This window comes from Candidatus Devosia phytovorans, assembly GCA_029202405.1.
In the GTDB taxonomy this organism is placed as follows: domain Bacteria; phylum Pseudomonadota; class Alphaproteobacteria; order Rhizobiales; family Devosiaceae; genus Devosia; species Devosia phytovorans.
Genome location: CP119312.1, coordinates 3,880,207 through 3,905,817 on the forward strand (window position 1 = coordinate 3,880,207; position 25,611 = coordinate 3,905,817).

24 protein-coding genes are annotated in these 25,611 nt (G+C 61.3%); 18 read left to right on the plus strand and 6 right to left on the minus strand.

Features of this window, described 5'->3' with window-relative positions:
• Positions 1–54 precede the first annotated feature (54 nt).
• From P0Y65_19045 to P0Y65_19100, 12 genes are all read left to right on the plus strand, one after another.
• Positions 55–693, plus strand: coding sequence for a sigma factor (locus P0Y65_19045; protein ID WEK04251.1), 639 nt, complete (start codon positions 55–57; stop codon positions 691–693).
• Positions 690–1,073, plus strand: coding sequence for a VOC family protein (locus P0Y65_19050; protein ID WEK04252.1), 384 nt, complete (start codon positions 690–692; stop codon positions 1,071–1,073). Before P0Y65_19045 ends, P0Y65_19050 begins: the two co-directional genes overlap by 4 nt.
• A 146-nt stretch (positions 1,074–1,219) precedes the next feature.
• Entirely contained in the window at positions 1,220–1,759 is a 540-nt protein-coding gene (locus P0Y65_19055; protein WEK04253.1) for an outer membrane beta-barrel protein, read from the plus strand.
• Positions 1,760–1,979: 220 nt separating this feature from the next.
• Complete coding sequence (locus P0Y65_19060; protein WEK04254.1) at positions 1,980–3,329, plus strand: metallophosphoesterase; 1,350 nt, start codon at positions 1,980–1,982, stop codon at positions 3,327–3,329.
• Between the two features lie 233 nt (positions 3,330–3,562).
• Positions 3,563–5,377, plus strand: coding sequence for a translational GTPase TypA (gene typA / locus P0Y65_19065; protein WEK04255.1), 1,815 nt, complete (start codon positions 3,563–3,565; stop codon positions 5,375–5,377).
• Positions 5,378–5,475: 98 nt separating this feature from the next.
• Positions 5,476–6,093 (plus strand): DedA family protein, encoded by a 618-nt coding sequence (locus P0Y65_19070; GenBank protein ID WEK04256.1) that lies wholly within the window; start codon positions 5,476–5,478, stop codon positions 6,091–6,093.
• Positions 6,094–6,443: 350 nt separating this feature from the next.
• On the plus strand, positions 6,444–6,746 hold the full coding sequence (locus P0Y65_19075; GenBank protein ID WEK04257.1) for a YggT family protein: 303 nt from the start codon (positions 6,444–6,446) through the stop codon (positions 6,744–6,746).
• A 3-nt stretch (positions 6,747–6,749) separates the two neighbouring features.
• On the plus strand, positions 6,750–7,076 hold the full coding sequence (locus P0Y65_19080) for a DUF167 family protein (GenBank protein WEK04258.1): 327 nt from the start codon (positions 6,750–6,752) through the stop codon (positions 7,074–7,076).
• A 134-nt stretch (positions 7,077–7,210) separates the two neighbouring features.
• Complete coding sequence (locus P0Y65_19085) at positions 7,211–9,355, plus strand: sodium-translocating pyrophosphatase (protein ID WEK04259.1); 2,145 nt, start codon at positions 7,211–7,213, stop codon at positions 9,353–9,355.
• Between the two features lie 88 nt (positions 9,356–9,443).
• The gene (locus tag P0Y65_19090) at positions 9,444–10,241 is read left to right on the plus strand and encodes a DUF3800 domain-containing protein (protein ID WEK04260.1); all 798 of its coding nucleotides are present in this window, start codon (positions 9,444–9,446) and stop codon (positions 10,239–10,241) included.
• A gap of 258 nt (positions 10,242–10,499) precedes the next feature.
• Positions 10,500–11,075: a dienelactone hydrolase family protein gene (locus P0Y65_19095; protein ID WEK04261.1), complete on the plus strand. Its 576-nt coding sequence runs from the start codon at positions 10,500–10,502 to the stop codon at positions 11,073–11,075.
• A 430-nt stretch (positions 11,076–11,505) separates the two neighbouring features.
• The gene (locus P0Y65_19100) at positions 11,506–11,865 is read left to right on the plus strand and encodes a VOC family protein (protein ID WEK04262.1); all 360 of its coding nucleotides are present in this window, start codon (positions 11,506–11,508) and stop codon (positions 11,863–11,865) included.
• Between the two features lie 47 nt (positions 11,866–11,912).
• Here P0Y65_19100 and P0Y65_19105 read toward each other — a convergent pair whose 3' ends face one another.
• Positions 11,913–12,359, minus strand: a complete 447-nt coding sequence (locus P0Y65_19105) for a MarR family transcriptional regulator (protein WEK04263.1) — start codon at positions 12,357–12,359, stop codon at positions 11,913–11,915.
• A 75-nt stretch (positions 12,360–12,434) separates the two neighbouring features.
• On the opposite strand from P0Y65_19105, the gene P0Y65_19110 reads away from it, so the two are divergent.
• A complete protein-coding gene (locus tag P0Y65_19110; GenBank protein ID WEK04264.1) occupies positions 12,435–12,971 on the plus strand; it encodes a cytochrome b in 537 nt (178 codons plus the stop codon).
• Here the strand turns inward: P0Y65_19110 and P0Y65_19115 are convergent.
• The 3 genes from P0Y65_19115 to ppa all read right to left on the minus strand — a co-directional run bounded on the left by P0Y65_19115 (position 12,968) and on the right by ppa (position 15,521).
• Entirely contained in the window at positions 12,968–13,567 is a 600-nt protein-coding gene (locus P0Y65_19115; GenBank protein WEK04265.1) for a chloramphenicol phosphotransferase, read from the minus strand. The genes P0Y65_19110 and P0Y65_19115 overlap by 4 nt on opposite strands.
• Entirely contained in the window at positions 13,564–14,922 is a 1,359-nt protein-coding gene (locus P0Y65_19120; GenBank protein ID WEK04266.1) for a serine hydrolase, read from the minus strand. Before P0Y65_19120 ends, P0Y65_19115 begins: the two co-directional genes overlap by 4 nt.
• 65 nt (positions 14,923–14,987) lie before the next feature.
• Complete coding sequence (ppa, locus tag P0Y65_19125; protein WEK04267.1) at positions 14,988–15,521, minus strand: inorganic diphosphatase; 534 nt, start codon at positions 15,519–15,521, stop codon at positions 14,988–14,990.
• 109 nt (positions 15,522–15,630) lie between these two features.
• On the opposite strand from ppa, the gene P0Y65_19130 reads away from it, so the two are divergent.
• On the plus strand, positions 15,631–16,179 hold the full coding sequence (locus P0Y65_19130; protein WEK04268.1) for a hypothetical protein: 549 nt from the start codon (positions 15,631–15,633) through the stop codon (positions 16,177–16,179).
• Here the strand turns inward: P0Y65_19130 and P0Y65_19135 are convergent, their stop codons facing one another.
• Entirely contained in the window at positions 16,180–16,626 is a 447-nt protein-coding gene (locus P0Y65_19135) for a TerB family tellurite resistance protein (GenBank protein WEK04269.1), read from the minus strand.
• Positions 16,627–16,864: 238 nt separating this feature from the next.
• Here P0Y65_19135 and P0Y65_19140 point away from each other — a divergent pair, with 238 nt between their 5' ends.
• Genes P0Y65_19140 through P0Y65_19150 form a run of 3 tightly spaced genes read left to right on the plus strand, consistent with a single transcriptional unit; the run spans position 16,865 to position 22,669 of the window.
• Positions 16,865–17,671, plus strand: coding sequence for a hypothetical protein (locus P0Y65_19140; GenBank protein WEK04270.1), 807 nt, complete (start codon positions 16,865–16,867; stop codon positions 17,669–17,671).
• A complete protein-coding gene (locus P0Y65_19145; protein ID WEK04271.1) occupies positions 17,556–19,223 on the plus strand; it encodes a DNA polymerase Y family protein in 1,668 nt (555 codons plus the stop codon). The genes P0Y65_19140 and P0Y65_19145 overlap by 116 nt, the downstream gene beginning before the upstream one ends.
• Positions 19,220–22,669 carry an error-prone DNA polymerase gene (locus tag P0Y65_19150; protein ID WEK04272.1) on the plus strand — a complete coding sequence of 1,150 codons (3,450 nt, stop codon included), beginning with the start codon at positions 19,220–19,222 and terminating at the stop codon, positions 22,667–22,669. The genes P0Y65_19145 and P0Y65_19150 overlap by 4 nt, the downstream gene beginning before the upstream one ends.
• 6 nt (positions 22,670–22,675) lie before the next feature.
• Here P0Y65_19150 and P0Y65_19155 read toward each other — a convergent pair whose 3' ends face one another.
• Complete coding sequence (locus P0Y65_19155; GenBank protein WEK04273.1) at positions 22,676–22,963, minus strand: 4a-hydroxytetrahydrobiopterin dehydratase; 288 nt, start codon at positions 22,961–22,963, stop codon at positions 22,676–22,678.
• 217 nt (positions 22,964–23,180) lie between these two features.
• Here P0Y65_19155 and P0Y65_19160 point away from each other — a divergent pair, with 217 nt between their 5' ends.
• Positions 23,181–25,487 (plus strand): EAL domain-containing protein, encoded by a 2,307-nt coding sequence (locus tag P0Y65_19160; protein ID WEK04274.1) that lies wholly within the window; start codon positions 23,181–23,183, stop codon positions 25,485–25,487.
• Positions 25,488–25,611 lie beyond the last annotated feature (124 nt).

Below are 25,611 nucleotides of genomic sequence, written 5' to 3' on the forward strand. Positions count from 1 at the left end.
ATGACGGCGAGAGGGCGGATTGCCAAGTGATCCGGGCTTTGCCAGATTTGTCGCATGCGCCAAAATCTTTATGCCCAATTGCAGGCAACTGCCAGACGTGAGAGCCGCGACGCCCATGGTGCCGATGATCTGGTGCAGGAGGCAATGCTGGCTGCAGTGCTGGCCGGGCGAACCGATTTCGATGCACCGGAAACTGGCCGCTGGCTGACCGGCGTGGTGCGCAATCAGGCCCGTATGGCGGCGCGGACCGCGATGCGGCGCAAGAGGCGCGAAACACGCTGGGTCGACGAAACGATCAGGCCGGCTGAAGCGCAAGTTCAGGATGTGACGGCTGTCCTCAAAACGCTGCCGCCGTCGCTCAAGGCTCTCGCGGCGTTAACGCTCTCCGGCCACAACCGGCGCGAGATCGCCTGGCTGCTCGATCTCTCCGATACGGCTCTGCGTCAACGTGTGGTCGCGCTCAAGCGCCATCTGGTCAAGACGGGCCTCGTCACGCCGGACGACCTGCCGGGGCTCAGCCTCGACCTCGCCTATGGCCGGATTCGCGACGCGCTTCTGCCGGCGCTGCTGCGCGATGGCGGCGTGCTGGCCAGCCACGATCCAGATGGACATCTTTTCGTGCTGCGTCGCTCACAAAAACCAGATCCGCGGCAACAGGGCGTGCAAGACAGCAAGAAGAAGGATCTATCGTGAGTTTCAAACCCAAGAGTGCCAGTGTCGTCTACTATGTCAGCGACATTGCCCGCACCGAGAAATTCTACAATCAAACCATGGGCCTCGATCTGGTCCGAATGGAAGGAGCCGCACCCTTCTGGCTGCAGGGCACGCTGGCAGGCGGGCTTGAAGTCATCTTCTTTGAGATGGAGGCCGTTCGGGGCAATAGTCCAGCTTTGATCTTTACGGTGGAGGATGGCGGCATCGACGACATTGTCGCTGCGCTTGCCGAGCAGGGCGTCACCATTGTCACCCCGGTCAGCGAAGCGCCGGGCGGCTGGAGTGCCGACTTTCTGGATCCGGATGGCTTTGGCCTCGGGCTCTGGCAATCGGGAGAGCTGCCGCGGTCGGTGAAATAGGCATGCTTTCGTGGCGCAGGCGCCACAGAGCCTTGCCATTTCATCATGATTGGTGCCGCCGGCGGGATTTGGCTGGCGGCACGCTTGCCTGACGTTTTGAATGATGGCAGAATTTGGGCAATTGATATCGACCCTGGTTTTGTCCGATGCTTCTTCGTTCGTTGGCCGTTGTGGCCACTCTGCTCTCGTCTGGCGCCGCTGTGCAGGCTGCCGATCTCATTATCCCCACCACGCCGCAGCCCATCATGGAGCAGGCCGGTTTTTCCTGGGACGGTCTTTATGCCGGTGTGCAGGGCGGTGGTCAGTTTTACGAGGACCCATCCTATGGCGTCGTCGGCCTACATGCCGGCGTAAACTTTGTGGTGGCCGATCCAATCCTGGTTGGTCTCGAAGCCTCGGCCGACTGGCTGTTTGGCGATATCAGCGATTTCGGTGCCTTCTATGCAAACGCCCGTCTAGGTGCGCTGGTCAGTGACCAGGTGCTGATCTATGCGCTCGCCGGCACAGGCTTCGAGGTCAATGCCGATAGCGATACGATCGGCACCTATCAGCTCGGTGGCGGCGTGGAATTTGCCGTGACCGACAGCGTCTCGCTGCGAGGCCAGGTGACGGGTATCGGTTTTTACGACGAGGACGACTTCCTCATCGGCACCAAGGCGACCGTGGGCGCCAGTTACCACTTCTAGAATCCGTCGGTGGAGGTCGGGGAGATGGGGGCACTCGCCACTCCATGGACGACACTGACGGGGATCGCGGCGCTACCGTAGTCAAACGCAGCGAAGCGATCCAGGAAGGCGGCAATCCGAAAGGGTTGCCGCCTTTTTCATTGCTCGCCGCTGTCATAGAACCGTAGCCGTGCCAGAATAGAGCCATGCCATTGCGTCACCTTTTTGGACCTTGCCCCTCATGACCATTGCCAAGCTTTCTCGCCGCCACCTGCTGCAGCTGATGGGTGCCACCGCGCTCGTCCCGTTGGCGCAGGTGCCCGCGTTCGCACAGAACAGCGGCGTCCGTGCCCTGGTCCTCAGCGATCTGCATTCGGCCTATGAGCGCTTGCCGCAGCTGCTGTCGGCCGTCGCCAGCCAGGTTGGCAATGGCGCCAACCTCATCGTCATCAATGGCGATGTGTTCGAGTTGGGCAATGTGGTTGCGATGCGGTCGGGCGGTTCGGTCGACTGGGCGTTTCTTGAAAGACTCGTGTCGCTAGCCCCTGTGGTCATCAATATCGGCAATCACGAGCCGGACTTTGACAACGACCTGGCCAATTTCGTCGCCCAAGCCGAAGAGCTGGGAATTTTCGTGGTCAGCACCATCGTGGACAGCCGCACCGGCGAGGCCTATGCGCCGGCTGAAGTCATGGTCAGCGTCGGCGACAGCCAGGTGCAGGTCGTGGGCATCGCCACCGATGCGATCAATACCTATCCCAAGCCGACCCGCGAGATGATGACCATTCCGGCGCCCGCCGCATGGGCTGCGGAAAATCTGCCCGAAATGCTGGCGCATGACGATATCAAGATCGTGCTCAGCCATGCCGGCGTTGTCGCCGACCGCGACATCCTGCCGTTGCTGCCGGTCGGCACGCTGCTGGTGGGCGGCCACGATCATCTGCGCCTTGGGCACGAAGATGCGGGCGTTGCCTATGTGCATACCGGTTCGTGGTCGAGCGTCATGACCATTGTCGATCTGGTCGCCGGCGCTGCGCCCAAGGTCGTTCAGGCCGAGATTGCCCGCGACGCCGAAGGCGATGCTGAACTGGCCGAGCTGGTTGCTGCCGCCATGGCAGAACACCTGACCGATGACGAGCGCGCCAGCGTCGGCAGCATGGCGTCGGCCATGACGCTTGGCGAAAGCGGCCGCTATGTCGCCGGCAAGATCGCCGAGGCGGCGGGCGCCGATATCGGTTTTATCGGCCATACCTCGTTTGGCGCGGGCTTCCCGGCCGGCGAGATCAGCCTCTACGATTACAATTCCGTGCTGCGTTTCGAGGGCAAGATCGTTACGGCCGAAGTCGATGCGGCAGTGCTCGAGGAGATCCTCGGTCGGGTCAACCAGGACGGTGATCTTCCGCTCGAAGCCCGCACCGGCGATTTCCTCTATGTCGCGCCGGAAGGGCTCGCCCAGAAGGAAACCTATATCCTGGCCGGCAATGACTGGAGCTTCATCAACCAGAAGAATTATTTCGGCCGCGAAGACCTGGTCTTCACCGAGATCGAAGGGTTGATGCTCAAGCCGATGATCATCGAAACGCTGAAATAAGTCGCTCTGCTCGCTGGGTTGCAACCGCTCTTCTTAAGTAAAACGAGTGCTTGCAACCCCGCCTTGCGCTGGCTCGCCTTGTGCCGGGGGCCATCCTCATGTATGGAGCCGCCAACTGGCCGGCGTCTGATCCGCCCCGGCTCAAATCCATAAAAGCTTGATCCCGATAGACAGCCCACCCGAGACGATCCCGTGGGGCGGTGTTGTGGATTATGCAAACAAGGCTGACCGACATGTCTTTGCGCAATATCGCCATCATCGCCCACGTTGACCACGGCAAGACCACGCTGATCGACGTCCTGCTCAAGCAGTCCGGTTCGTTCCGCGAAAACGAGCGCGTCGAAGAACGCGCCATGGACAGCAATGACATCGAACGCGAGCGTGGCATTACCATTCTGGCCAAGGTGACGTCGCTGCTGTGGAACGAAACCCGCATCAATATCGTCGACACCCCCGGCCACGCCGACTTCGGCGGTGAAGTCGAGCGCATCCTGTCCATGGTCGATGGCGTGGTGATCCTGGTCGATGCGGCCGAAGGCCCGATGCCGCAGACCAAGTTCGTGCTCGGCAAGGCGCTGGCACAGGGCCTGCGCCCGATCGTTGCCATCAACAAGATCGACAAGTCCGACGAGCGCCACCTCGAAGTGCTCGAAGAAATCTTCGATCTGTTCATCGCGCTCGACGCGACACCCGAACAGCTCGATTTCCCGGTTCTCTACGGTTCGGCCAAGCAGGGCTGGATGGCTGAAGACCCGGCTGGCCCCAAGGAAACCCTGGCGCCGCTGCTCGACAAGGTCGTGGCTCACGTTCCCGAGCCCACCGTCGAGGAAGGCCCGTTCCGCATGCTGGTCACCACCATCGAGCGCAACCCGTTCCTCGGCCGTATCCTAACCGGCCGTATCGCATCGGGCACGGTCAAGGCTGGCGACCCCATCCACACGCTCAACCGTGAAGGCAAGGAAGTCGAAAAGGGCCGCGTTTCCAAGGTCCTGGCTTTCCGTGGCCTTGAGCGTACGCCGGTCGATATCGGCGAAGCCGGCGACATCGTCGCCATTGCCGGTCTCGTGACCTCGACGGTGGCCGACACGATCTGCGTGCCTGCCGTCACCACCCCGATCACCGCCAAGCCGATCGATCCGCCGACCCTGTCGGTCACCTTCCGCATCAATGACGGCCCGCTGGCCGGCCGCGAAGGCGACAAGGTGCAGTCGCGCGTCATCCGTGAACGCCTGATGCGCGAAGCCGAAGGCAACGTCGCCATCCGCGTGACGCCCGGCGACGACAACGACTCCTATGACGTGGCAGGTCGCGGCGAATTGCAGCTGGCCGTGCTGATCGAAAACATGCGCCGCGAAGGCTTCGAGCTGACCATCGGTCGCCCGAAGGTGCTGTTCAAGGAAGAGAATGGCCAGCGCTTCGAGCCAGTCGAGGAAGTCATCATCGACGTCGATGACGAGCATACCGGTTCGGTCGTGCAAAAGCTGACAGAGCGCAAGGGTGACCTCACCGACATGCGCCCCTCGGGCGTCGGTCGTACCCGCATCAAGCTGCTGGTTCCGACCCGTTCGCTGATCGGCTACCAGCCCGAACTGCTGAGCGACACCCGCGGCACCGCCATCTTCAACCGCCTGTTCCACTCCTTCGTGCCCTTCAAGGGCGACCTGCCGGGTCGTCGCACGGGCGTGCTGATCTCCAATGGCACCGGCCAGTCCGTGGCCTTTGCTCTGTGGAACCTCGAAGACCGTGGCCCGATCATGATCGAGGCCGGCGTCGACATCTATGAAGGCATGATCATCGGCGAGCATTCCCGCGAGAACGATCTCGAAGTGAACGCGCTCAAGGGCAAGCAGCTGACCAATATCCGCACGACCTCCAAGGACGAAGCGGTGCGCCTGACCACGCCCAAGAAGCTGACGCTGGAACAGTCGCTCGGCTATATCGCCGAAGACGAATATGTCGAGGTCACGCCCAAGTCGATCCGCCTGCGCAAGATCTGGCTCGATCCCAATGATCGCAAGCGCATGAGCCGCGCCGCCAAGTCGGCATAATTGATGAATATGTGAGGGCCCCACGGAAACGTCGGGGCCCTTACTTTTTGTTGGGCTTTGATCGCCATGGTGCGAACCACACACAGGGAGAATGCCGCATGACCGACTGGATCATCCAGACCATTTCCGAACTCGGATATCTGGGGATTTTCCTCGTCATGCTGGCCGAATCCATATTTCCACCGATCCCCAGCGAGCTGATCATCCCCTTTGCCGGCTTTGCCGCGGCCAATGGCGATCTCAATCTCTTCGGCGTGCTGGCGGCGGCGACCGTGGGTGCGGTGGTGGGCATGCTGCCCTGGTATTATGCCGGCAAGCTGTTTGGCCTTACGCGCGTGCGCTATCTCGCCGACCGCTTCGGTCGCGTCATGGCCTTCAATGCCGACGAGATCGACATTGCCGTGAAATGGTTCACTCGCTTTGGTCCGGTCATCGTGCTGTTCGGCCGGCTGATCCCGCTGATCCGCACGCTGATCTCCATCCCCGCGGGCCTGTCGAAAATGCCGCTGCATGTGTTCCTCCTCGCCTCGACGACGGGCGCGCTGATCTGGAACACGTTCCTCACCATGGCCGGCTTCATCCTGCATGAGCATTACGAGGCCATCGAGGTGGTGCTCGATCCGCTGAGCTATATCGTGCTGGGCCTCGTCGTCGTGCTCTACCTGCTCAAGGTCGCCACCTGGAAGCCGAGCAAGGCGCAGGCCATTCAGCCATAGGCCTCATGGCCTTCTCGCCTCAAATCGCTCCACCGGAGCGATTTGCCTGCGGGACGGCTCGAAGAGTCGCATTTCGCAACGCCGTCGCATTCTGCAAGGGGTGAAAACCTCGCAAAACGCGAATGTTCAGAGGGCCTTAATCTTCGCTCCCGGTTTTCCGGCCCCTCGCAGTTGGCACGCTTCCTGCAATGTGGGTGATGTCCGGAGAGTGTTGTTCTGCGTACCGGATGGTAAAATCATTGGAGCTCCGTTTCGCAGTCGCGGAGCGGAGCTCTCTTGCCTTTCGGGCCGCCCTTGTCCCAAGGCCGGCTAGTCATTAGATAGGTCACGACCTTTTTCTGGAGACGCCCATGCGCGCCGTGCTCGACATCATCCTGCTGATCCTCGACCTCTATCGCTGGGTGCTGATCGCCATGATCATCATGAGCTGGCTGATCTCCTTCAATATCATCAACACGCGCAATGCCTTCGTCGAGGGCCTGTGGCGCGTGCTCAACCAGCTGACCGAGCCGGTGCTGCGGCCGATCCGCCGCTTCATGCCGAATTTTTCGGGCCTGGATATCTCGCCGATCATCGCCTTCATCCTGATCTTCTTCATCCAGCAGATCATCGGCTATTATGTCTATCCCGCCGTGGTTCGTGCCGGCCTCTAGGCCTTGGACGCGCCCAAGTGGTTCAGGCTCAGCCCTACGGGGCTGAGCCTTTTTCTTCGCGTCACGCCCAATGCCGGCCATAACGCTATCGAAGGCGTCGAGACCCGCGATGACGGCAGTGCCGCGCTGCGCATCCGCGTCGCCGCCGTGCCCGACAAGGGCAAGGCCAATGCGGCGGTGATTGCGCTGCTGGCCAAACAGCTCGACCTGCCCAAATCCGCGCTCGCGCTCACCAGCGGCGAAACAAGCCGCTTCAAGACGATTGCCGTTTCCGGTGACCCTGCTGCGCTGGCCCCTGCCATCCAGCAATGGGAGCCCGCGACAAAATAGCGCAATTTCCATTGCTTACGCGCCCAATCCCGCTAATCTTGCCCTGGAAGGGGCTCGTAGGAGGCGTGTCGCGTCGGTTGGAGGACCGGCCCCACACGGATGAGACCCTCGGAGGAAATTAGAGGGACTGATCTATGACTTTGGCACTCTGGCTGATCGTCGTGTGTGGCGCTCTGTCCATCGTCTATGGCGTCTATACGACGCAACAATTGCTCGCCGCCGACGCCGGCTCGGCTCGCATGCAGGAAATCTCGGCAGCCGTCCGGGAAGGCGCATCGGCCTATCTCAAGCGTCAATATGCAACCATCGGTATTGTCGGCGTGGTCATCCTGATCGCCGCCTTCTTCCTTCTCGGGGTCTATGCCGCCGTCGGCTTCCTGCTCGGCGCGGTGCTCTCGGGCGCGGCCGGCTTCATCGGCATGAATGTCTCGGTGCGGGCCAATGTCCGCGTCGCGCAGGCCGCGGTGGGGTCATTGGCCAAGGGTCTCGATCTCGCCTTCAAGTCGGGCGCCGTCACTGGCATGCTGGTGGCTGGGCTGGGCCTATTGGGTGTCACCCTCTATTTCATCATTCTCACGCAGTTCCTCGGCTTCGAGCCGACCAGCCGCACGGTGATCGACGCTCTCGTCGCGCTGAGCTTTGGCGCTTCGCTGATTTCCATCTTCGCCCGTCTGGGCGGCGGCATTTTCACCAAGGGTGCCGACGTGGGCGGCGACATGGTGGGCAAGGTCGAGGCCGGCATTCCGGAGGACGATCCGCGCAACCCCGCGACCATTGCCGACAATGTGGGCGACAATGTCGGCGACTGCGCCGGCATGGCGGCGGATCTGTTCGAAACCTATGTGGTGACCATTGTCGCCACCATGGTGCTGGCCGCCATCATCCTGCCCGACGCCTTCAAGCTGATCGGCATGGTGCTGCCGCTGGCGATCGGCGGCGCCTGCGTGGTGACGTCCATAATCGGCACCTATTTCGTCAAGCTCGGCAGTGACAACAATATCATGGGCGCGCTCTACAAGGGCATCATTGCCACCGGCGTGCTGTCGCTGATCGTGCTCCTGCCGGTGCTCTGGCTGGTGTTCGGCGATCTCAACGTGGCGATCGAAGCCACGGACAAGACCTTCACGCCGATGTCGCTGTTCTGGTGCGGCGTGGCGGGCCTGGTGATCACGGGGCTCATCATCGTCATCACCGAATATTACACCGGCACCAATCGCCGCCCGGTCAATTCCATCGCCGAGGCTTCGGTCACCGGCCATGGCACCAATGTCATCCAGGGCCTCGCTGTCTCGCTCGAATCCACGGCCTTGCCGGCCCTGGTGATCATTGCCGGCATCATCGTCACCTATAATCTGGCGGGTCTGTTTGGCATTGCCTTTGCCGTCGCCACCATGCTGGCCCTGGCCGGCATCGTCGTGGCGCTCGATGCGTTTGGTCCCGTCACCGACAATGCGGGCGGCATCGCCGAAATGGCCGGGCTCGACAAGGAAGTGCGCCACAATACCGATGCGCTCGATGCCGTTGGCAATACCACCAAGGCCGTCACCAAGGGCTATGCCATCGGCTCGGCGGGTCTGGGTGCGCTGGTGCTGTTCGCCGCCTATACGCAGGACCTGATCTACTTCTCCCGCGAGGCGGTGGAGGGCTCGTTCTTCTATGGGCTCGAGGCACTGACCTTCTCGCTGGCCGACCCCTATGTCGTCGTCGGCCTGCTGTTTGGCGGGCTCCTGCCCTTCCTCTTTGGCGGCATGTCGATGACCGCCGTGGGTCGTGCCGCCCAGGCGGTGGTTGTGGAAGTGCGCCGCCAGTTCAAGGAAAAGCCGGGCATCATGGCCGGCACCGACAAGCCCGACTATGGCCGCGCCGTCGATATGCTCACCAAGGCCGCGATCCGCGAAATGATCGTGCCATCGCTCCTGCCGGTGCTGTCACCGATCGTGGTCTTCTTCCTGATCAACTGGATCGCCGGCCCAGCGGCAGGCTTTTCGGCGCTCGGCGCCATGCTGATGGGCGTCATCGTCACTGGGCTCTTCGTCGCCATATCCATGACCGCCGGCGGCGGCGCCTGGGACAATGCCAAAAAGAGCTTTGAAGACGGTTTCACCGACAGCCATGGCGTCAAACACCTCAAGGGGTCCGACGCCCACAAGGCCTCGGTCACCGGCGACACCGTCGGCGACCCCTACAAGGACACGGCAGGTCCCGCGGTGAACCCGATGATCAAGATCACCAATATCGTGGCGCTGTTGTTGTTAGCGGTATTGGCGCATCTGGGGTAAGGGCCGGACATTGTCTGGACTGCAGTGAAGAAGGCTCGGGGAAATCCCGGGCCTTTCTGCGAATCGAAGACGCTAGTAAATATAAGAGATGACCCACAGCTACGTTGCATTTATTGACGAGTCTGGCGATGACGGCCTTAAGGTGCCGTTTCGAGAGGTTGGTGGTCGAGGTGGTTCTTCTCGTTGGTTGGTTATTTCAGCATGTCTTTTTCGCCAACAACATTCATTGTCTGCAGTTAGATGGCGCGATGAGATAAATGAACGCATGCCAGATCGTCAGTCTCGTCAGTTGCACTTCGCGAAATTAAACCATGGTCAGAAAGTTGCGGCAGTTCAAACGTTAGCAGCAAAACCCGTTCGTGCGATCAGCATTATTGCGGCAAAAGAGCCCATCCCGGCGGAAATATACACAGATACAAATCAGCTGTATTTCTACATGACGCGTTATCTCATCGAGCGAATATCGTGGCTATGTCGCGACTATAGGCCTGAGGTGCCGGAGGGCGATGGGAGGGTCGCCATAACGTTTTCTAGGCGAGGCGGAATGCAATATGACAGTTTTCGAGACTATCTACGGAAGCTCAAGACTGACCAAACAGGAGACATTCGCATTCATTGGCCGGTTGTGGATATTGATGCAGTCGATGCGCAAGACCATGACAAGAGCGCCAGCCTTCAATTGGCCGATATCGTGGCTTCTTCATTCGCTGCTGGTTTCGAACCGGACAGATATGGGAATTGTGAGCCAAGATATGCGGAAATCTTGAAGCCAATTACATATCACAAGGGCCAAAACTATCTGAGCTACGGCGTTAAATTGGTTCCGAGCCACGATCACTGTGGTCTCAATGCGCAGCAAATGAAAATGCTGGCAATATGGAAATGAGTTGGCAGCCCCCCGGCCCATAATTGCGCTTTCGCACCTGCAGTCTTTCGAGTGCTCTGGGTTAATCCGGCGCATGACTGCCTAAATACATATTCAGGCTTCAGCCAAAAAAAGTCAATGGAAAACATGGGCTTAAGCTTTGATAGCTAACTAACTGATACGATTCGCAAATATGCATTTATGCATACTGTGTTCAGCTTACTTGTGTGACCGCCATCCGTGGATGGTAGCTCAGGACCAGAGTTTGTGGAGACGGTAATGCCCACTATCCTGATGTTCCACCACGTCCTGGGCCTCACCCCCGGCGTCACCGCCTTTGCCCATGCGCTGAGTGCTAACGGCCACACGGTCCACACACCCGACCTGTTCGATGGCAAAACCTTCGCCTCCATCCCCTCCGGCCTCGCCCATGTGAAATCCATCGGCTTTAGCGAAATCATCGCGCGGGGCACGGCGGTCGCGAACGGCATCTCCGGCGAGATCGTCACCATGGGCATGTCGCTGGGCGTCTTGCCGGCCCAGGCGATTGCGCAGACTCGGGCAAACGTGCGGGGCGCCGTTCTGCTTCATGGCGCGATCACGATCAGCGAATTTTCACCCACCTGGCCAAGTCATGTGTCGGTGCAGATCCACGCCATGGATGGCGATCCCGAATTCGTCGCATCGGGCGATATCGAGGCGGCGCGGGGGCTGGTGGCGGAGGCGGAGAATGGCGCGCTTTTCCTCTATCCCGGCAGCGGGCATCTTTTCACCGATAATGGCCTGGCCGATTATGACGCAGAGGCTAGCGCCTTGCTCATGACGCGCGTGAAGGACTTCCTGGCGCTCATATAGCGCAAGACCGTCGAGATATTTTTTGGCATGGTCGCGGTTTACCGATCTTCATGCAGATAGTTTTCCCCGTCTGCAAAAACCACGCGCATACTTGTCGCATCTTCCCCGCACGGGCGGCCTGCAGGCGAACAGTGGCGGGGGGAGCCGGGCACGGCTTTCGCTGGCGCGTGCAGGTCCGAGCATCGGCCGGCTGTGGCAAGGATCACAGTCCGCGATAACCGATGCTGAGCCAAAAACCGGCACTCCGGGACGGTTTTCGTCTCACTATTTAACTTGCTCAGAGGCGAAAGCCGTCTCGGGGTCCGCCGTCTTGCTCCTCACCGGAGGCTTCCGAGCCATCCGGCGCTCGCTGCTGCAAAAAAATCGGAGGCTGTGTCGAAACAGGCAAAGCCAGCGCGACATTGTTCTGTCCAGCCAAGAGGAAAAGACCATGCCGATCACTGTCCAGGGCATCTATGCCTGCGCCGCCGTCCGCGATTTTGCGGCGGGCCTTGCCTTCTACACAAAGCTCATGGGCCGCGCGCCCGATGACCAGCCGTTTCCCGGCATGGCGCAGTGGCGCAATATGGGAGCGGCGGGCGTGCAGCTCTGGGAATCGCCGGACGATGCCGGCCATGCGCGCATGACCATTGTTGTGCCCGTGATGGCGGTGGAACGGGCGCGGCTTAAGGCCGAAGGCATCGAGCCCGAGCCGGATCAGGTCGGCGATTGGGGCGTGGTAGCCCAGCTCATCGATCCCGAAGGCAATCGCATTACCCTCGCTGAGCCGCCCAAAGGGTTTCCAGGATAAGTGCGACGCGGTTATCCGTCCGGAAAGCCGGCGAGGTACAGACTTCGTCAACCGGTGATGCCAGTGTCCCTGGCTTCGAGCGTGGCGATGACCTTGCCGAGCAGGGCGCGGTATTGCAGGCGCTCCGCCTCGGTCAGCGTCTCCATGGCCAGGGCGTTGATGGTCTGGGCCGCCTGCGCCACCTGCGGCAGCTTGCCCCGAGCCAGCGGCGTCAGCGACACCAGCATGGAGCGTCCGTCCTGGGGGTTCGGCCGCCGGATCACCAGGCCATCGCGCTCCATGCGGTTGAGCGTCGCGGTCATGGTCGCCTGTTCGACTGCTGCCTGTTGGGCGATGGCCTTTTGCGTCATGTCACCGGCTTCCAGCGCCATCAGCACGGGCATGTGGGCGGGGGTCAGGCCCAGCGGGGCCAGTTGCCGGTCGAGCTCGCGCACCAGCAGGCGCGCGGCCCAATTGGTCAGGTAGCCGATAGAGGTTTCGCGGTGCAGGGTCATTTACATAGCATGCTTAGTAATTATATAGTGTGCTAAGTATATTCATGGAAAACCATCAAGCCAAGGGAGTTCGTCATGTCTTTACGCAGTTCCAACACACGCTATGGTGCCGTCGCCGTGGCCATTCATTGGCTGACGGCGCTGGCTATTATCGGCATGCTGGTCAGCGGCCTCGTCGCTTCCAACACGGCCAGTGAAGCCCAGCAGCTGACGGTGTTACGGGCTCATGCGATTATGGGCGTGCTGGTCGGTGTGCTGACCCTCTTCCGCATCGTCTGGTGGCTTGCCTTCGACAAGCGGCCGGGCGATGTGCCGGGCATGTCGCGCCTGCAGAAGCAGGCCGCCCATGCCGTGCATTTCGGGCTATATCTCGTCATCCTGGTGATGGTGTCGAGCGGGTTGGGCACGCTGGTGCTGACGGGTGCAAACCTGCAGATTTTTGGCAGTGCGCCGCTGCCGCTGCCCGATTTTTCCCTCGCGCCGCCGATGACCGTGCATGGCATCCTCTCGCGCGTGCTGATCGCGCTGCTGATCGGGCATGTCGGCGCCGCGCTCTGGCACCAGTTCTTTCGCCGCGACCATCTGCTGGCGCGCATGGGGGTGGGGCGCTAGCGTGTCGATAGGGTGGCAAAAGCCCCCTTGGGCGCCGCCAGTGCCACGGCAATTGCCGCGACGCAATCCTGCGGGCTCATCGTGCCGGTATCGACACTCAGGTCATAGATCCCCGGCACATGCACCGCATCCTGCCAGCGCTGCACCGGCGCCGGCACCAGGTCGCCACCCAGATAGAGGCCCCCCTGCGGATCGGCATTGCGCCGCGCCATGATGGTCTCGATCGGGCAATGCACACCGACCAGCAACGCATCGAGCCCATCCAGAAGCCGGGCGCATTGGGGCAATATGCCCAGCGGGCGCGAATAATGATCGTGATGACCGACATCGGCCACGACATCGAAACCGGCGCGGGCATGGGCGGCAATCGCGCCATAAAGCGCGAAGAACAGCCGGACGACGTCGTCCTCCAGTTCGGGCTTTTCGCCACCCGGCCGCAAGCCTATCCCGGGCCGCAACTGCTGCGGCAAAATGGCGTTCTGGGCATCGACGCCCAGATTGATCCAGCTGCCGGGCAGGTCGGTCTGCATGGCTTTGGCAATCGAGGTTTTGCCCGATCGCGGGGCGCCGTTGAGAATGACGATGCGGCCGCTCATTGGCGCCGCCCCGGCACATCTTGCCCGTTCTGGTGCAGCACCAGGCCCGTGGCCCTGCCGTCCGCGCCGGTCTCAAAGCTCACCTGGGCTTCGACAACCTTGAGGAAGAAGCGGGTTTCGCTCTCGGGAAAGGCCGGAAATCGGTCCTGCCCGCTGGCCTGCACGTACAGCCGTCCATGGGCGGCGGTGATTTCGATCTGGAATTCGGGGCCCAGTTCATAGGTGCCGACATAATTGTCGAGCAGCGCCGGATCGATCTCGATTTCGGCATGCTGCTGCGGCTGGGAGGTCAGGGGCGAAGTCGCATCGATGAGGTGAAAACCGATGTCTTCAATGCCGGTCTGCGTCACGGCATTGGCCAGCACTACGGCGGCGCGGCCATTGTCGCGGTCATAGCCGGCAAAGGCATCGAAGCCGCCGGTCAGGCCATTGTGCCAGATCGTGCTGCCGCCTTGGGGTCGGTTGAGGATCATCCAGCCCAGGCCGATGCGCATATTGGGCGAGCCACCCGGGCGGGTTTCTTCCAGCATCAGCTCGAAAGCGGGTCTCAGCGGGCTCGCGGTCTGGCCGCTGGCAGCTGCGATGAATTTTGCCATGTCAGCGGCTGTCGAACGCCAGCCACCGGCGGGGGCGAAGACGTCAAAATCCCAATGGCTTACCGGCGTTCCACCGGCATCGTGGCCAGTCGAAAATCGTGCAGACTTATCCCCTGATACGACCAGCATGGTATCCTCCATGCCCAGGGGGGCGAGGATACGGGTCTGGACAAGGTCTTCGTAAGTCTGGCCGGTGACGTGGCTGATGGCTTGGCCGATCAGCGTGGTGCCGATGTTGGAATATTCAAACTTTTCGCCGGGATCGCGAGGCAGGGGATAGGCGGCAAGAAAGGCCGCCAGCAGCTCGGCTGTGTAATGCTGATAGGGGTTGGCGGGATCGGCAAAGGCCATCTCAGGCGGAATGGCCGGCAGGCCGGCCGTGTGGGTCGCCAGGTCAAGGAGGGTGATCTTGTGGCCCTCGAACTCGGGCAAAGTCATGCCCTCGGGCAGATAGGCCGCGGCCGGCGCATCGAGATCGATTGTCCCGTCTTCGACCAGCGTCGCCAGCACGGTGTTGGTGAACAGCTTCGACAGCGAGCCGATCTCGAACAGGGTGTTTTCGTCGATCTCTAGATTATCACCAGCCGCGAGCGGGCCAAGGCTGGTGAAGGTCGGAATGCCGTTTTCCACCACGGTGGCGACAAGGCCGACGCCCTGCCCATCCCGTTCGAGACGATCCGCCAAGACCTGCGGCACGTCCTGCGCCCAGGCGGGCAGGGCAAGCATGGCAAGAGCAAGACTGGCGAGGAGAAAGCGCATTGGAAGATCCATGGGCGGGCGTGACGAATAAACGTCATGCACCCGCCATGGGGCAAGCCTGTGGCTTACTTGGACGCGTTGAAGCGCTCGATGGATTCCAGGATCACCTGCTTGGCGTCGGCGAGGTTGCCGATGCGGTCGATCTTGGCCCATTTGCCCGGCTCGAGATCCTTGTAGTGGGTGAAGAAGTGCTTGACGCGCTCGAGCTGGATTTCGGGAAAATCGCCGATATCCTGGATATTGTCATACATGCGGGTGAGCTTGGACACCGGCAGGGCGATGATCTTTTCGTCCTGGCCGCCATCGTCTTCCATGTAGAGCACGCCGATCGGGCGCGAGCGGACGACCGCCCCGGGGACAAGCGGCCGCGAATTCATGACAATGACGTCGAGCGGGTCGCCGTCGCCGCACAGGGTATGCGGCACGAAGCCGTAATTGCCCGGATAGCGCATGGGCGTATAGAGGAAGCGGTCGACAAAGAGGGCGCCGGAATCCTTGTCGATCTCGTATTTGATCGGCTCGCCGCCCAGCGGCACTTCGATGATGACATTGAGGTCGTCGGGCGGATTCTTGCCGGTCGGGATGGCGTCGATATTCATGGTGCTCAGGTCTCGTTCATCGGGGAGGCGACAACGTCGTCTGCGTTCTCGCCCAGAACAGGCCGCAAAGGCAAGCCAGTTTGCTGGCAGCAAGGGAGAAGGATCCAGGATGAAGCGCTTTCTGTTCGCTACCGCCGCCATGATGGGCCTGGCCAATCCGGCGCAGGCGGCATTCAACAGTTCCTATACGGACCTCGACCTCGACCAGTGCCTGGTGCTCGATGCCGATGATTTCGGCGCCACCTGGGCTTGCCCCGGCTACAAGGGCTATCCACTCAAGGTCAATGAGGGCGACCTGCGCTTTTCGCTCGAATATGGCTTTGATCCCGATGCCAATGAAAGTGGCGGGCAGACGCTGTCGCCCTTCAACTACCTCGGACCGAAGATGGAATGGCGGCTTTCCAATGACCTTGGTCGCTGGATGCCGATCGCGACGATCGTGCGCTATCACACTGCCGATCCGGAAACCGGCGAGGACAAGGGGCAGGTGCTGGTGGTGACGCAGCTGGTAGAGGGCAATACCTGCCACATTGCCTATGTCGATGCGCTGGCCAATGCCGATGCCAATGAACTGGCGCGGGAAGCCGCCGACAAATCCGGCGACTTCGACTGCGGCACAGACGAGGTCGAAACCATCGGCAAGTTCACGGCCTGGTAGCTAGTCTGCCGCTGGCTGGGACCTGGAGATCTGGTTGCGCAGGATGGTGCGATCGCGGCTCGAGACACCGATCAGTTCGGCAATCCGCCAGACCATATTGTCTTCGAGCTCGTGGTTCTTCTTGTCAGCGAAGACGACCATCCACATCATGCGGACGATCTCGATGCGGTCTTCCATCTCCAGCCGGGTCAGGGCGGCGGTAAACCGGTAGAAATCCACGGCCTCGGCGTCGCGCAGTGCGGCTTCGCGGACCAGTTTTTCCACGGTCTGCTCGTCAAGGTCATAATGATCCTGCAGGGCGCCCTTGATGGCCTCGCGCTCGGCATCCTTCATCTGCCCGTCAACGGCCGCGAGATGCACGAGGAGAGCGGCAACGGAAAGCTTGGGGTCGTTCCGGTCCAGATCGGTTTCAGGCCGATTGAACAGTTTTGTGATGGCCTCGAACATGGCGTGAGCCTCCTTCGGAGAACAGATCGGCGATGGGGGTTGCGCGCCGGGAGGCAGGCGGAAAAGAGTTAGCAGTCCCCCAGATTTCCTCAATGGGCTGACGGTCTCGTGAGACGCTCTTGATGCCGCTTGATGCGGAAGCGCCACAGTGGATGTGATTGAAGGTCCACGAAAAGGACTCGACTCTGAATGGAATCGGAGTCTAGATGTTCCTGTTTTGTTCACAAGGAATGGCGCGATGACCTCGCCCGAACGCCAACAGCGCATCGCCGCGCTGCGCGACACCATTGCCGATATCGAGCGCAAACCGGCGCTGGCCGAGGCACGGGCAATGGTCCGCGATCAGGTCGATGGCTTCCCTCTCCCGGCGAATGGACTCCTGCAGGAGGTCTTCACCGATGAGCGTCGCCATGCGGGCGCCTTGCTGGGGTTTGCGCTGGCGCAGTCCCGTAGCCTGCTGAACGCGCAGCGTCCGGCGGTCATTTACTTGCAGCTGATTGGGGAAAGCCAGGAACTGGGCCTGCCCTATGGCCCCGGATTGGGGAGCTTCGGGTTTGATCCGGCTGCTCTGGTCCTGGTTCGGGCAACCAATATAGTCGAACTGCTCTGGGCTGCAGAAGAGGCGCTGGCCTGCAAGGCCGTGGCGGCCGTCGTGGCCGATATTGCCGGACATCACAACGCTCTCGATTTTACCGCAAGCCGACGGCTGAGCATGCGGGCAGCCAGTGCGGGCAGCTCGATCTTCCTGTTGCGCTATGGAGCGACCAGGGAAGCCAGCGCGGCGCATTTGCGATGGCGGCTGATGCCGACGTCCAGTGCAAGGAAACGCTTCGATCCTTTCGCTCCCGGCGCCCCGCGCTGGCGATTGCAACTGGAGAAGGGAAATCTCCTCAAACAGCAAACCGAATGGCTTCTGGGCTGGACGCAAGATGGATTCACAACGCTCGATGCTGCCCGTCGACATGCAAACCGAATTGCTTTCGAGCCGCCGCTATCTGGTGCTGTTTTTGCCGACATGGCCGACAGATTGCCTGAAACGGCGTGACCCCCAGCTGACCGGGCCCCTGGTGCTCTATGAGCGGATCAAGGGTGGATTGCGCCTGGCAGCCATGGATAGCGCGGCGGGCAGGGCCGGTCTGCGCATCGGACAAAACCTGGCCGATGCCCGGGCCATGCTGCCTCAGCTTACGGCGCAGGAGATCAATCGACCGCTTCTCGAAGCGATCTTTGCCGATTTTGCCGATTGGCACTCCAATGCCAGCCCGCTCGTCTCGGTGATGAGCGATGTCAGTGCCTTTGGCGACCTGGTTATCGACATTACCGGCGTCGCCCACCTCTTCGGGGACGAGCGCGGCATGCTGGAGCTGTTGCTGACCCGACTGCGCAACCTCGGCTATACCACCTCCGGCGCCGTGGCGCCGACCATTGGTGCGGCCTGGGCAATCAGTCACTTTGCCCGAAGCCAGGTGGTCGAGGCGGGTGATCTGTTTGCCCTGCTCGATGCCTTGCCGGTCAATGCACTGCGGCTCACCGATGCTCAGCTGAGCGGTCTTGGCCAGATGGGGCTCAAGACCATCGGACAACTTCGTCCACGAGATCGCAAGGCCTTGCAGGCCCGCTTCGGCATCACGCTGCTGCAAAGGCTGGATCAGGCCTATGGCTATCTCGAAGAGCGGATGACGCCACGCCTTCCCCAGGTGGAGCATTATGTCGAGCGCCGCTTTGCCGATCCCATCGGGTTGATGGATGATGTGCTGGCGGCTTGCCACGACCTTGCCATTCAGCTTGGTTTTCGGCTGGAGGCGGGCGGGCTGGGCGGACAGACATTTCACCTGTTCCTTTATCGGGTCGACCACAAGGTCATGGCAATGTCGGTCAATTCGGCGCGGCTGACGCGCGACCCTGCTCATGTCTCCAAGCTTTTCTCCAACCGTTCGGAGCGTCTCGAAGGCGAATACGATCCCGGTTTCGGCATAGACATGATCCGGCTGGCGGCCAGTTCGATTGGGCAGCTCGATGGATCGCAAATGGGCGCCTTTGCCAGCCAGGACGGCACCGAGGACCTGGACCAGCTGCAGGATCGGATCAGCAGCAGGCTGGGTGCCATGGCGGTGCTGCGAACCCAGTTCGTGGCCAGCCACATCCCCGAGCGGGCCGCACGTCTGGTTCCTGCCTTGGCCTATGCAGGTCTGAGGCAGGCGGAGCCACAAGGGCAACTGACGCGTCCGCTTCGGCTGCTGCCGGTTCCCGAACCTGTGGCGATCAATGCGGAGGTTCCCGATGGGCTGCCTGCTTCCATGATCTGGCGGCATGTCGCCTACCGCCTGATCAAGGCTTCGGGTCCCGAGCGGCTTGGAGAAGAATGGTGGCAAAGGGCAGAAAGGCTGGAACTGGTTGCACCCTATGTGCCCAAAAAGCCCGAGCCCGGCGAGAAACCGGAGCCGCCGCCCTATCTTCCCAAGCTGCCCCGGTTCGACCCTGAGGCGCTGACCCGCGACTATTACATTGCTGAAGATGGCGAAGGCCGGAGGTTCTGGCTCTACAGGCAAGGGCTCCATGGCGCGACGAGCTGGTATCTGCACGGGTTTTTCGCATGAGCGCGATCGTTGCCCTTGAACCTGGAGTTCGCAACAAGGCGCTGACCGCCGCCTCGGGGCCTTATTCCGAGCTGGTGTCCACCACCAATTTTTCCTTTCTTCGCAGCGGATCCTCTCCGGAAGAGATGGTCTCTGCTGCCATGCATCTGGGGCTTACGGCCTTTGGGGTCACCGATCGCAACAGCTTTGCCGGCGTGGTGCGCGGCTATGTCATTGCGCGCGATCGGAACAAGCAGCGCTTCCCGGACTTTCGCTATCTGGTCGGTGTCCGTCTGTGCTTTGCCGACGGCGCACCCGATATTGTCGCCTATCCGACCAACCGCGTGGCCTATGGACGGCTGTGCAAGCTGCTGACCGTCGGCAATCAGCGCGGCGAAAAGGGCAAGCCCATGCTCTATTTCAGCGATCTTTTCGGCTCCGGTGAACCGTCCGCCATCGAGCAGGGACCACCTGAAAACTATGCGCAGGGGCAATTGTTCATTCTCGTTCCCGACGAGAGCGATTGGGGCCTGACGGAGAGAACGCTTGATACGCTCAGCCGCCAGTCGCCCGGCAATGTCTGGGTTGCAGGAGCCCTGCGGTTCGATGGCGGGGATCGGGCCCGGCTCAACCGGATCGACGAGATGGCCCGCCGTCATGGCGCGAGCATGCTGGCCAGCAATGATGCGTGCTACCACGAACCCGACCGGCGCATGGTGCATGATGTCGTGACCTGCATTCGCGAACATTTGACCCTGGAGCAGGCCGGGTTTCGTCTGGCGGCCAATGCCGAACGCCACATCAAGCCGCCACGGGAAATGGCGCGGCTGTTCCGCGAGCATGCCCATGCCATTGCCGAAACGCAGCGCTTTGTCGATCGCATCGAGTTTTCCCTCGATCAGCTCAAGTACAACTATCCCGAAGAAACGATCGGCAATGGCGAAACCGCGCAGCAGACCCTCGAGCGTCTTGCCTGGGCTGGTGCGGCCAGGCGCTTTCCGAACGGGGTGCCCGACAGTATCAAGCGGACAATCTGGACCGAGCTCTGCCTGATTGGCTACAAGGGCTATGCCGCCTATTTCCTGACCGTGCATGATATCGTGCAGCACGCCCGATACACGCTCAAGATTCTCTGTCAGGGGCGTGGTTCGGCGGCCAATTCGACGGTCTGCTTCTGCCTTGAAATCACCGAAGTCAATCCGGAAACCAGCACGCTGGTGTTTGGCCGCTTCATCTCGACCGAGCGCGACGAGCCACCCGATATCGATGTCGACTTCGAGCACGAGCGGCGCGAAGAGGTGATGCAATATGTCTACAGCAAATATGGTGGCAAGCGCACGGGACTGACCGCCAATGTCATCTCTTACCGGTCCAAGAGCGCGATCCGGGAAACCGCCAAGGTGTTTGGCGTGTCCGAGGACACCGTGGCTGCCCTCAACCAGCTGCATTGGGGATGGGGGCACAAGCTCGACCTGGGCGAACTGGGCATGATCGGCCTCAATCCGGACGATCCCGTGCTGGCGCAGATGTTCGAAGTGGTCAAGGTGTTGCGCGGCTTTCCGCGGCACCTCAGCCAGCATGTGGGCGGTTTCGTCATCACCCGGGATTCGCTGGAAAGCCTCGTACCCATCGGCAAGACGGCGATGGACAGCCGGCAGATCATCGAATGGAACAAGGACGACATCGATGCCCTGGCCATTCTGAAAGTCGATGTGCTGGCGCTGGGCATGCTGAGCTGCCTGCGCCGCGCCTTCGCTCTGATGGACGAGCATTATGGCCACAAGGTCGGCCTGGTCGATCTGCTGAGCGAGGAAGCGGACGAGGATCAGAGCAAGAAGGCGCGCGTCTATGCCATGATCCAGCGGGCAGATACGCTGGGCGTGTTCCAGATCGAAAGTCGCGCGCAGATGACCATGCTGCCGCGACTAAAGCCGGATAAATTCTATGATCTCATCATCGAGGTGGCGATCGTCCGGCCGGGGCCCATTCAGGGCAATATGGTCCATCCCTATCTGCGCCGCCGGCAGGGGCTGGAACAGCCGGTCTATTACAATACCAAGCTTGAAAAGGTGCTGGAGCGAACCCTGGGCATACCCCTGTTCCAGGAACAGGCCATGCAGATCGCCATCGTGGGGGCAGGCTTTTCACCGGGCAAGGCCGATAGTTTGCGCCGCGCCATGGCAGCCTGGCGCCGCACGGGCCAGATCGCCCAGTTTGGCGAGGAGTTTCTGGCCGGCATGGCGGCCAATGGCTATCCTGCGGATTTTGCGAAAAACTGTTTCGCGCAGATCCAGGGCTTTGCCGAATATGGCTTTCCGGAAAGCCATGCCGCCAGCTTTGCCCTATTGGTCTATGCCTCCTGCTGGTTCAAGTGCCACTACCCCGACGTTTTCGCCTGTGCCTTGCTCAATTCGCAGCCCATGGGCTTTTATGCCCCCAGCCAGATCATCCGGGACGCCATCGAACATGGCGTCGAGGTGCAGGCGGTGCAGATCAACCAATCGCAGATCGAACACACGCTGGTCGATCCTGCAGTCACGCGCAGCGCGGGCGATCATGTCTGGCCGCAACATCAGGACATGCAGGATGACATCTGGAGCAGCAAGTCGATCCTGCTCGGCCTCAGCGCCGTCATCGGCTTGAGCAAGGATGCACAGCAGCGCGTCGTGGAACATCGTGGCGATGGTTACGATTCCGTCCGTGATCTCTGGCTGCGCACCCGACTGCCGATCGCCAGCCTCGAAAAACTGGCGCATGCCGATGCCTTTGCGTCACTGGGACTGACCCGGCGTGAGGCGCTGTGGGCGGTCAAGGGGCTGATCGGGACGCATGGGGCCGATACCCTGCCGCTGTTCGAGGCTGCCGGGACGGTCGAGACAGAGGCCGATGTCGAGGCTGGCCTGCCCAAGATGCTACCGGGTGAGGAGGTCATCCACGATTATTCGACCCTGTCCTTTTCGCTCAAGGGTCATCCGCTGCAATTCATCCGGCCCACGCTCGAGGCCCGCGGCATTACGCGCGCGGTTCAGCTCATGGCAGTCAAGCCCGGCAGCCGCATCGAAGTCGCGGGCCTGGTGCTGGTCAGACAGCGCCCGGGCACGGCAAGCGGGGTGATCTTTGCCACGCTCGAAGACGAGACCGGGGTGGCCAATGTGGTGATCTGGCCCAAGGTCTTCGAGGCCAATCGCAAGACCGTCCTCGGCTCCCGCATGCTGGCGGTGCGTGGACAGCTGCAGCGCGAGGGCCTCGTCATCCACATCATCGCCGAGCAGTTGACCGATATGACCAGCCACCTGCTGGACCTGGCCCAGGGCGCCGAAATTGGCGACCGGGTCCTCGCCCGGGCCGACGAGGGGAAATCCGGGCCGCATGGCAGCCAGAGCCGCGATCGCAATGCGATCCGCGAGATCGAGATGGCCCGCCGGCGGGCCTATGCGGCGCTGCCGGGTGGGCGGAATTTTCATTGAGCCGCGTCAGGACAGCTTGTCGATGGCCTGGGCGAGGTCGATGTCCTTCTGGCTCAATCCGCCGGCGTCGTGGGTCGAAAGCGTGATGGCGACAGAGTTGTAGCTGTTGGACCAGTCCGGGTGGTGATCGGCCTGCTGGGCGGCAAGAGCCACCCGGGCCATGAAGCCGAAGGCCTCAGAGAAATCCTTGAACTTGAATGTCTTGCTGATCGCCCCTTGACCATCGTCATAGGTCCAGCCCTTGAGCGTATCGAGCGCTGCCTTGCGCTGTGCGCCGTCGAATTTTTCAACCATGGGAGCCTCCTCAATGTCCTCTGCCATGCGTTTTCAACGCGGTGGCCTGCGGTTTGGTCGCAGGGTGGGGGTAGCGAGACTTCGGCCGTCAACCTCTGCACCCTGTTAGGACCTCGTTAACTCTCCCATTGGGAAAAGTCCCTAGCTCGACTGGCGCTTAACCTGTGCAAAGGCGTTCTTAATCCCTGCTGGCTTTTATGCAGCCGGACAAGGGGAAATGGTGCTCACTTCGGCCCGAAACACAATGCCGGCTCTCGACTACGTGTCGATCATCCGTTCGGTCTATGGAGACCGGAAGGCGATGCTGGCTGGCGCCTTCGCGAGCGTCGTGATGGCCGCCATGGCGGCCTACAAGACCAATTCCCTGGCGCTCTATGCTGTGACGGCCGCCTTCGTGCTGATCGGCGCCATACGCTATCTCGACATGCGGTCCTTCCAGCACGCCGCTATCGGCAATGAAGATGCCGCGGCTGCCGAATACTGGGAAAATCGAGCCGTCGTCTTCGGCGGTGCGTTGTCGCTGGTCTATGGCATGTGGTGCCTCGTTTCCATGGCCGTGGTGCAGGATCCCTTTGCCTCGCTGTCCAGTGCCTCAATTTCCATTGCCGTCATGGTGGGCATTTGCGGTCGCAATTTCGGTCTCGATCGCCTCGTCACCATCCAGATGGTGGGCGTCATCGTGCCGCTGTCGATCGGCTATGCCATGCATGGTGATATCTATCACTATGTGCTGGCCGGTCTGCTGGTGATCATGTTGACCAGCTTTCGAAAGCTGGCCGGCGATATTCGCGCGATACTGTTGGCGGCCGTGCATGGCCGGGAGGACGCCTCAAGGCTGGCGGCCGAGCTCGACATGGCGATGACAACGCTCGAGCATGGCCTCTGCATGCTGGACGATCGTGGTGTGATTTCGGTCGCCAATGCGCGAGCCTTGCGGTTGTTTTCCGCCTTGGGCCAGCCCGATCTGGTTGGCCGCCCGTTCAGTGCAGTGCTGACCGATCTCAACGACAGCAAGGTATTGCCCAGTACGGCACTTGATCGGCTGGCCGACCTCATCACCCTGCGCTCGGGTGGCAAGGTGCTGCTCTGCCTGCCGGAGAGCCGCTATTTCGAGGTCACGATCAGCGTGCGCCGCGAGCGTTGCGTGCTGCTGTTCGAAGATATCAGCGAGCGCGTGGCGGCCGAAGAGCGCATCAACTTCATGGCGCGGCACGATACGCTGACCGGCCTGCCCAACCGCTCCTATTTCGGCGAGCTGGCCAGCGATGATCTTGCCGGACGACGCCAGGCCAATGCACCCGAACGTATGGTGGCGCTGACGCTGATCGACATCGACGATTTCAAGCATGTCAATGACACGTTCGGTCATCTGGTGGGCGATGAGCTGCTTGTCCAGGTTTCCGAGCGGCTGCGCAGGGCGATGCCGGCGGCGGCTGTGCTGGCGCGGCTGGCGGGCGATGAATTCGTCATCTATCGCTCCGCGGTCAATGACCAGATCGTGGGCGAAGACGCCGAGACCCTGCTCGAAGCCTTTGCCAGCCCATTCCTGCTCGACGGGCTGACCCTCTCGACCACGGTGAGCCTGGGTATTGCCACCAGCGAAGATCCGGATGATCTCGTTGACGACCTGATGACCAAGGCCGATCTGGCACTTTATTCGGCCAAGGGCGACGGCAAGGCGCGCAGCCGGCTGTTCCACAGCCAGATGGATATCGACTACCACTATCGTCAGCGGCTCAAATCCGATCTGCGCGAGGCCGTGGCGGCCGGCGCGCTGGAGCTGGCCTTCCAGCCCATCATGGATATCAACCGGCGCCGTGTGGTGAGCTGCGAGGCGCTGGCGCGCTGGGACCATCCCGAACTGGGTGCCATTCCGCCTTCCACCTTCATTCCGCTGGCCGAGGAAATGGGGCTGATCTCCGATATCACTGCCTGGGTGGTGCAGCGGGCAACGCAACAGTGCAGCCAGTGGCCCGGCGATGTCAGCGTGGCCGTCAATATCTCGGCGCGCGACTTCCGTGTCGGCGACCTCGAGCGCGTGGTCGAAGAGGCTCTGGCCAGTTCGGGTCTTGTGCCGGAACGGCTGGAAATCGAAGTCACCGAGACGGCAGCCATCGAGGAACACGAGATCGCCCAGCGCATGCTGACCCGTTTCGCGCGGCAGGGCATTGCCATCGCCCTGGATGACTTCGGGACAGGCTATTCATCGCTGAGCTATCTGAACTCGCTGCCGTTGAGCAAGCTCAAGATCGACCGCTCCTTCCTTGCCGATATCGCCCAGAACGCGCGCTCGCTGCGCCTCCTGGCCAATGTGGCGCGGCTTGGCCGCGACCTTGATCTGACCGTCGTCGCCGAGGGGGTGGAAACGGAAGCGCAGCTGCAGACAATCCTCGGCAATGTCGAGATCCAGCAGGTTCAGGGCTATCACTTCAGCAAGCCTGTTCCTGAGAGCGAGATCCAGGCGCTGATCGGCCGGCTCAACGCCGCCGCCAGCGACATACACGCTAAACGCCGGCTTGGTTAACTCCCCGCAAAACTCGACCCGCACAGTGAAAAACCGTGTGAACTCAATTGGTTCTGCGGCGGAACGAAATATTTTCGCATGCATTCATGACTAACAGACCGTTAAGGTCCTTCCCGCATCAGGG

What these genes read in the sequence shown, in the direction of transcription:
- P0Y65_19140 (WEK04270.1), top strand. Translation starts at nt 16,865, where the DNA reads ATGACCTCGCCCGAACGCCAACAGCGCATCGCCGCGCTGCGCGACACC.
- P0Y65_19100 (WEK04262.1), top strand. Translation starts at nt 11,506, where the DNA reads ATGCCGATCACTGTCCAGGGCATCTATGCCTGCGCCGCCGTCCGCGAT.
- P0Y65_19070 (WEK04256.1), top strand. Translation starts at nt 5,476, where the DNA reads ATGACCGACTGGATCATCCAGACCATTTCCGAACTCGGATATCTGGGG.
- P0Y65_19135 (WEK04269.1), bottom strand. Translation starts at nt 16,626, where the DNA reads ATGTTCGAGGCCATCACAAAACTGTTCAATCGGCCTGAAACCGATCTG.
- P0Y65_19110 (WEK04264.1), top strand. Translation starts at nt 12,435, where the DNA reads ATGTCTTTACGCAGTTCCAACACACGCTATGGTGCCGTCGCCGTGGCC.
- P0Y65_19045 (WEK04251.1), top strand. Translation starts at nt 55, where the DNA reads ATGCGCCAAAATCTTTATGCCCAATTGCAGGCAACTGCCAGACGTGAG.
- P0Y65_19115 (WEK04265.1), bottom strand. Translation starts at nt 13,567, where the DNA reads ATGAGCGGCCGCATCGTCATTCTCAACGGCGCCCCGCGATCGGGCAAA.
- P0Y65_19155 (WEK04273.1), bottom strand. Translation starts at nt 22,963, where the DNA reads ATGGTTGAAAAATTCGACGGCGCACAGCGCAAGGCAGCGCTCGATACG.
- P0Y65_19130 (WEK04268.1), top strand. Translation starts at nt 15,631, where the DNA reads ATGAAGCGCTTTCTGTTCGCTACCGCCGCCATGATGGGCCTGGCCAAT.
- P0Y65_19060 (WEK04254.1), top strand. Translation starts at nt 1,980, where the DNA reads ATGACCATTGCCAAGCTTTCTCGCCGCCACCTGCTGCAGCTGATGGGT.
- P0Y65_19150 (WEK04272.1), top strand. Translation starts at nt 19,220, where the DNA reads ATGAGCGCGATCGTTGCCCTTGAACCTGGAGTTCGCAACAAGGCGCTG.
- typA (WEK04255.1), top strand. Translation starts at nt 3,563, where the DNA reads ATGTCTTTGCGCAATATCGCCATCATCGCCCACGTTGACCACGGCAAG.
- P0Y65_19095 (WEK04261.1), top strand. Translation starts at nt 10,500, where the DNA reads ATGCCCACTATCCTGATGTTCCACCACGTCCTGGGCCTCACCCCCGGC.
- P0Y65_19145 (WEK04271.1), top strand. Translation starts at nt 17,556, where the DNA reads ATGGATTCACAACGCTCGATGCTGCCCGTCGACATGCAAACCGAATTG.
- P0Y65_19120 (WEK04266.1), bottom strand. Translation starts at nt 14,922, where the DNA reads ATGCGCTTTCTCCTCGCCAGTCTTGCTCTTGCCATGCTTGCCCTGCCC.
- P0Y65_19105 (WEK04263.1), bottom strand. Translation starts at nt 12,359, where the DNA reads ATGACCCTGCACCGCGAAACCTCTATCGGCTACCTGACCAATTGGGCC.
- P0Y65_19160 (WEK04274.1), top strand. Translation starts at nt 23,181, where the DNA reads ATGGTGCTCACTTCGGCCCGAAACACAATGCCGGCTCTCGACTACGTG.
- P0Y65_19090 (WEK04260.1), top strand. Translation starts at nt 9,444, where the DNA reads ATGACCCACAGCTACGTTGCATTTATTGACGAGTCTGGCGATGACGGC.
- P0Y65_19075 (WEK04257.1), top strand. Translation starts at nt 6,444, where the DNA reads ATGCGCGCCGTGCTCGACATCATCCTGCTGATCCTCGACCTCTATCGC.
- ppa (WEK04267.1), bottom strand. Translation starts at nt 15,521, where the DNA reads ATGAATATCGACGCCATCCCGACCGGCAAGAATCCGCCCGACGACCTC.
- P0Y65_19055 (WEK04253.1), top strand. Translation starts at nt 1,220, where the DNA reads ATGCTTCTTCGTTCGTTGGCCGTTGTGGCCACTCTGCTCTCGTCTGGC.
- P0Y65_19085 (WEK04259.1), top strand. Translation starts at nt 7,211, where the DNA reads ATGACTTTGGCACTCTGGCTGATCGTCGTGTGTGGCGCTCTGTCCATC.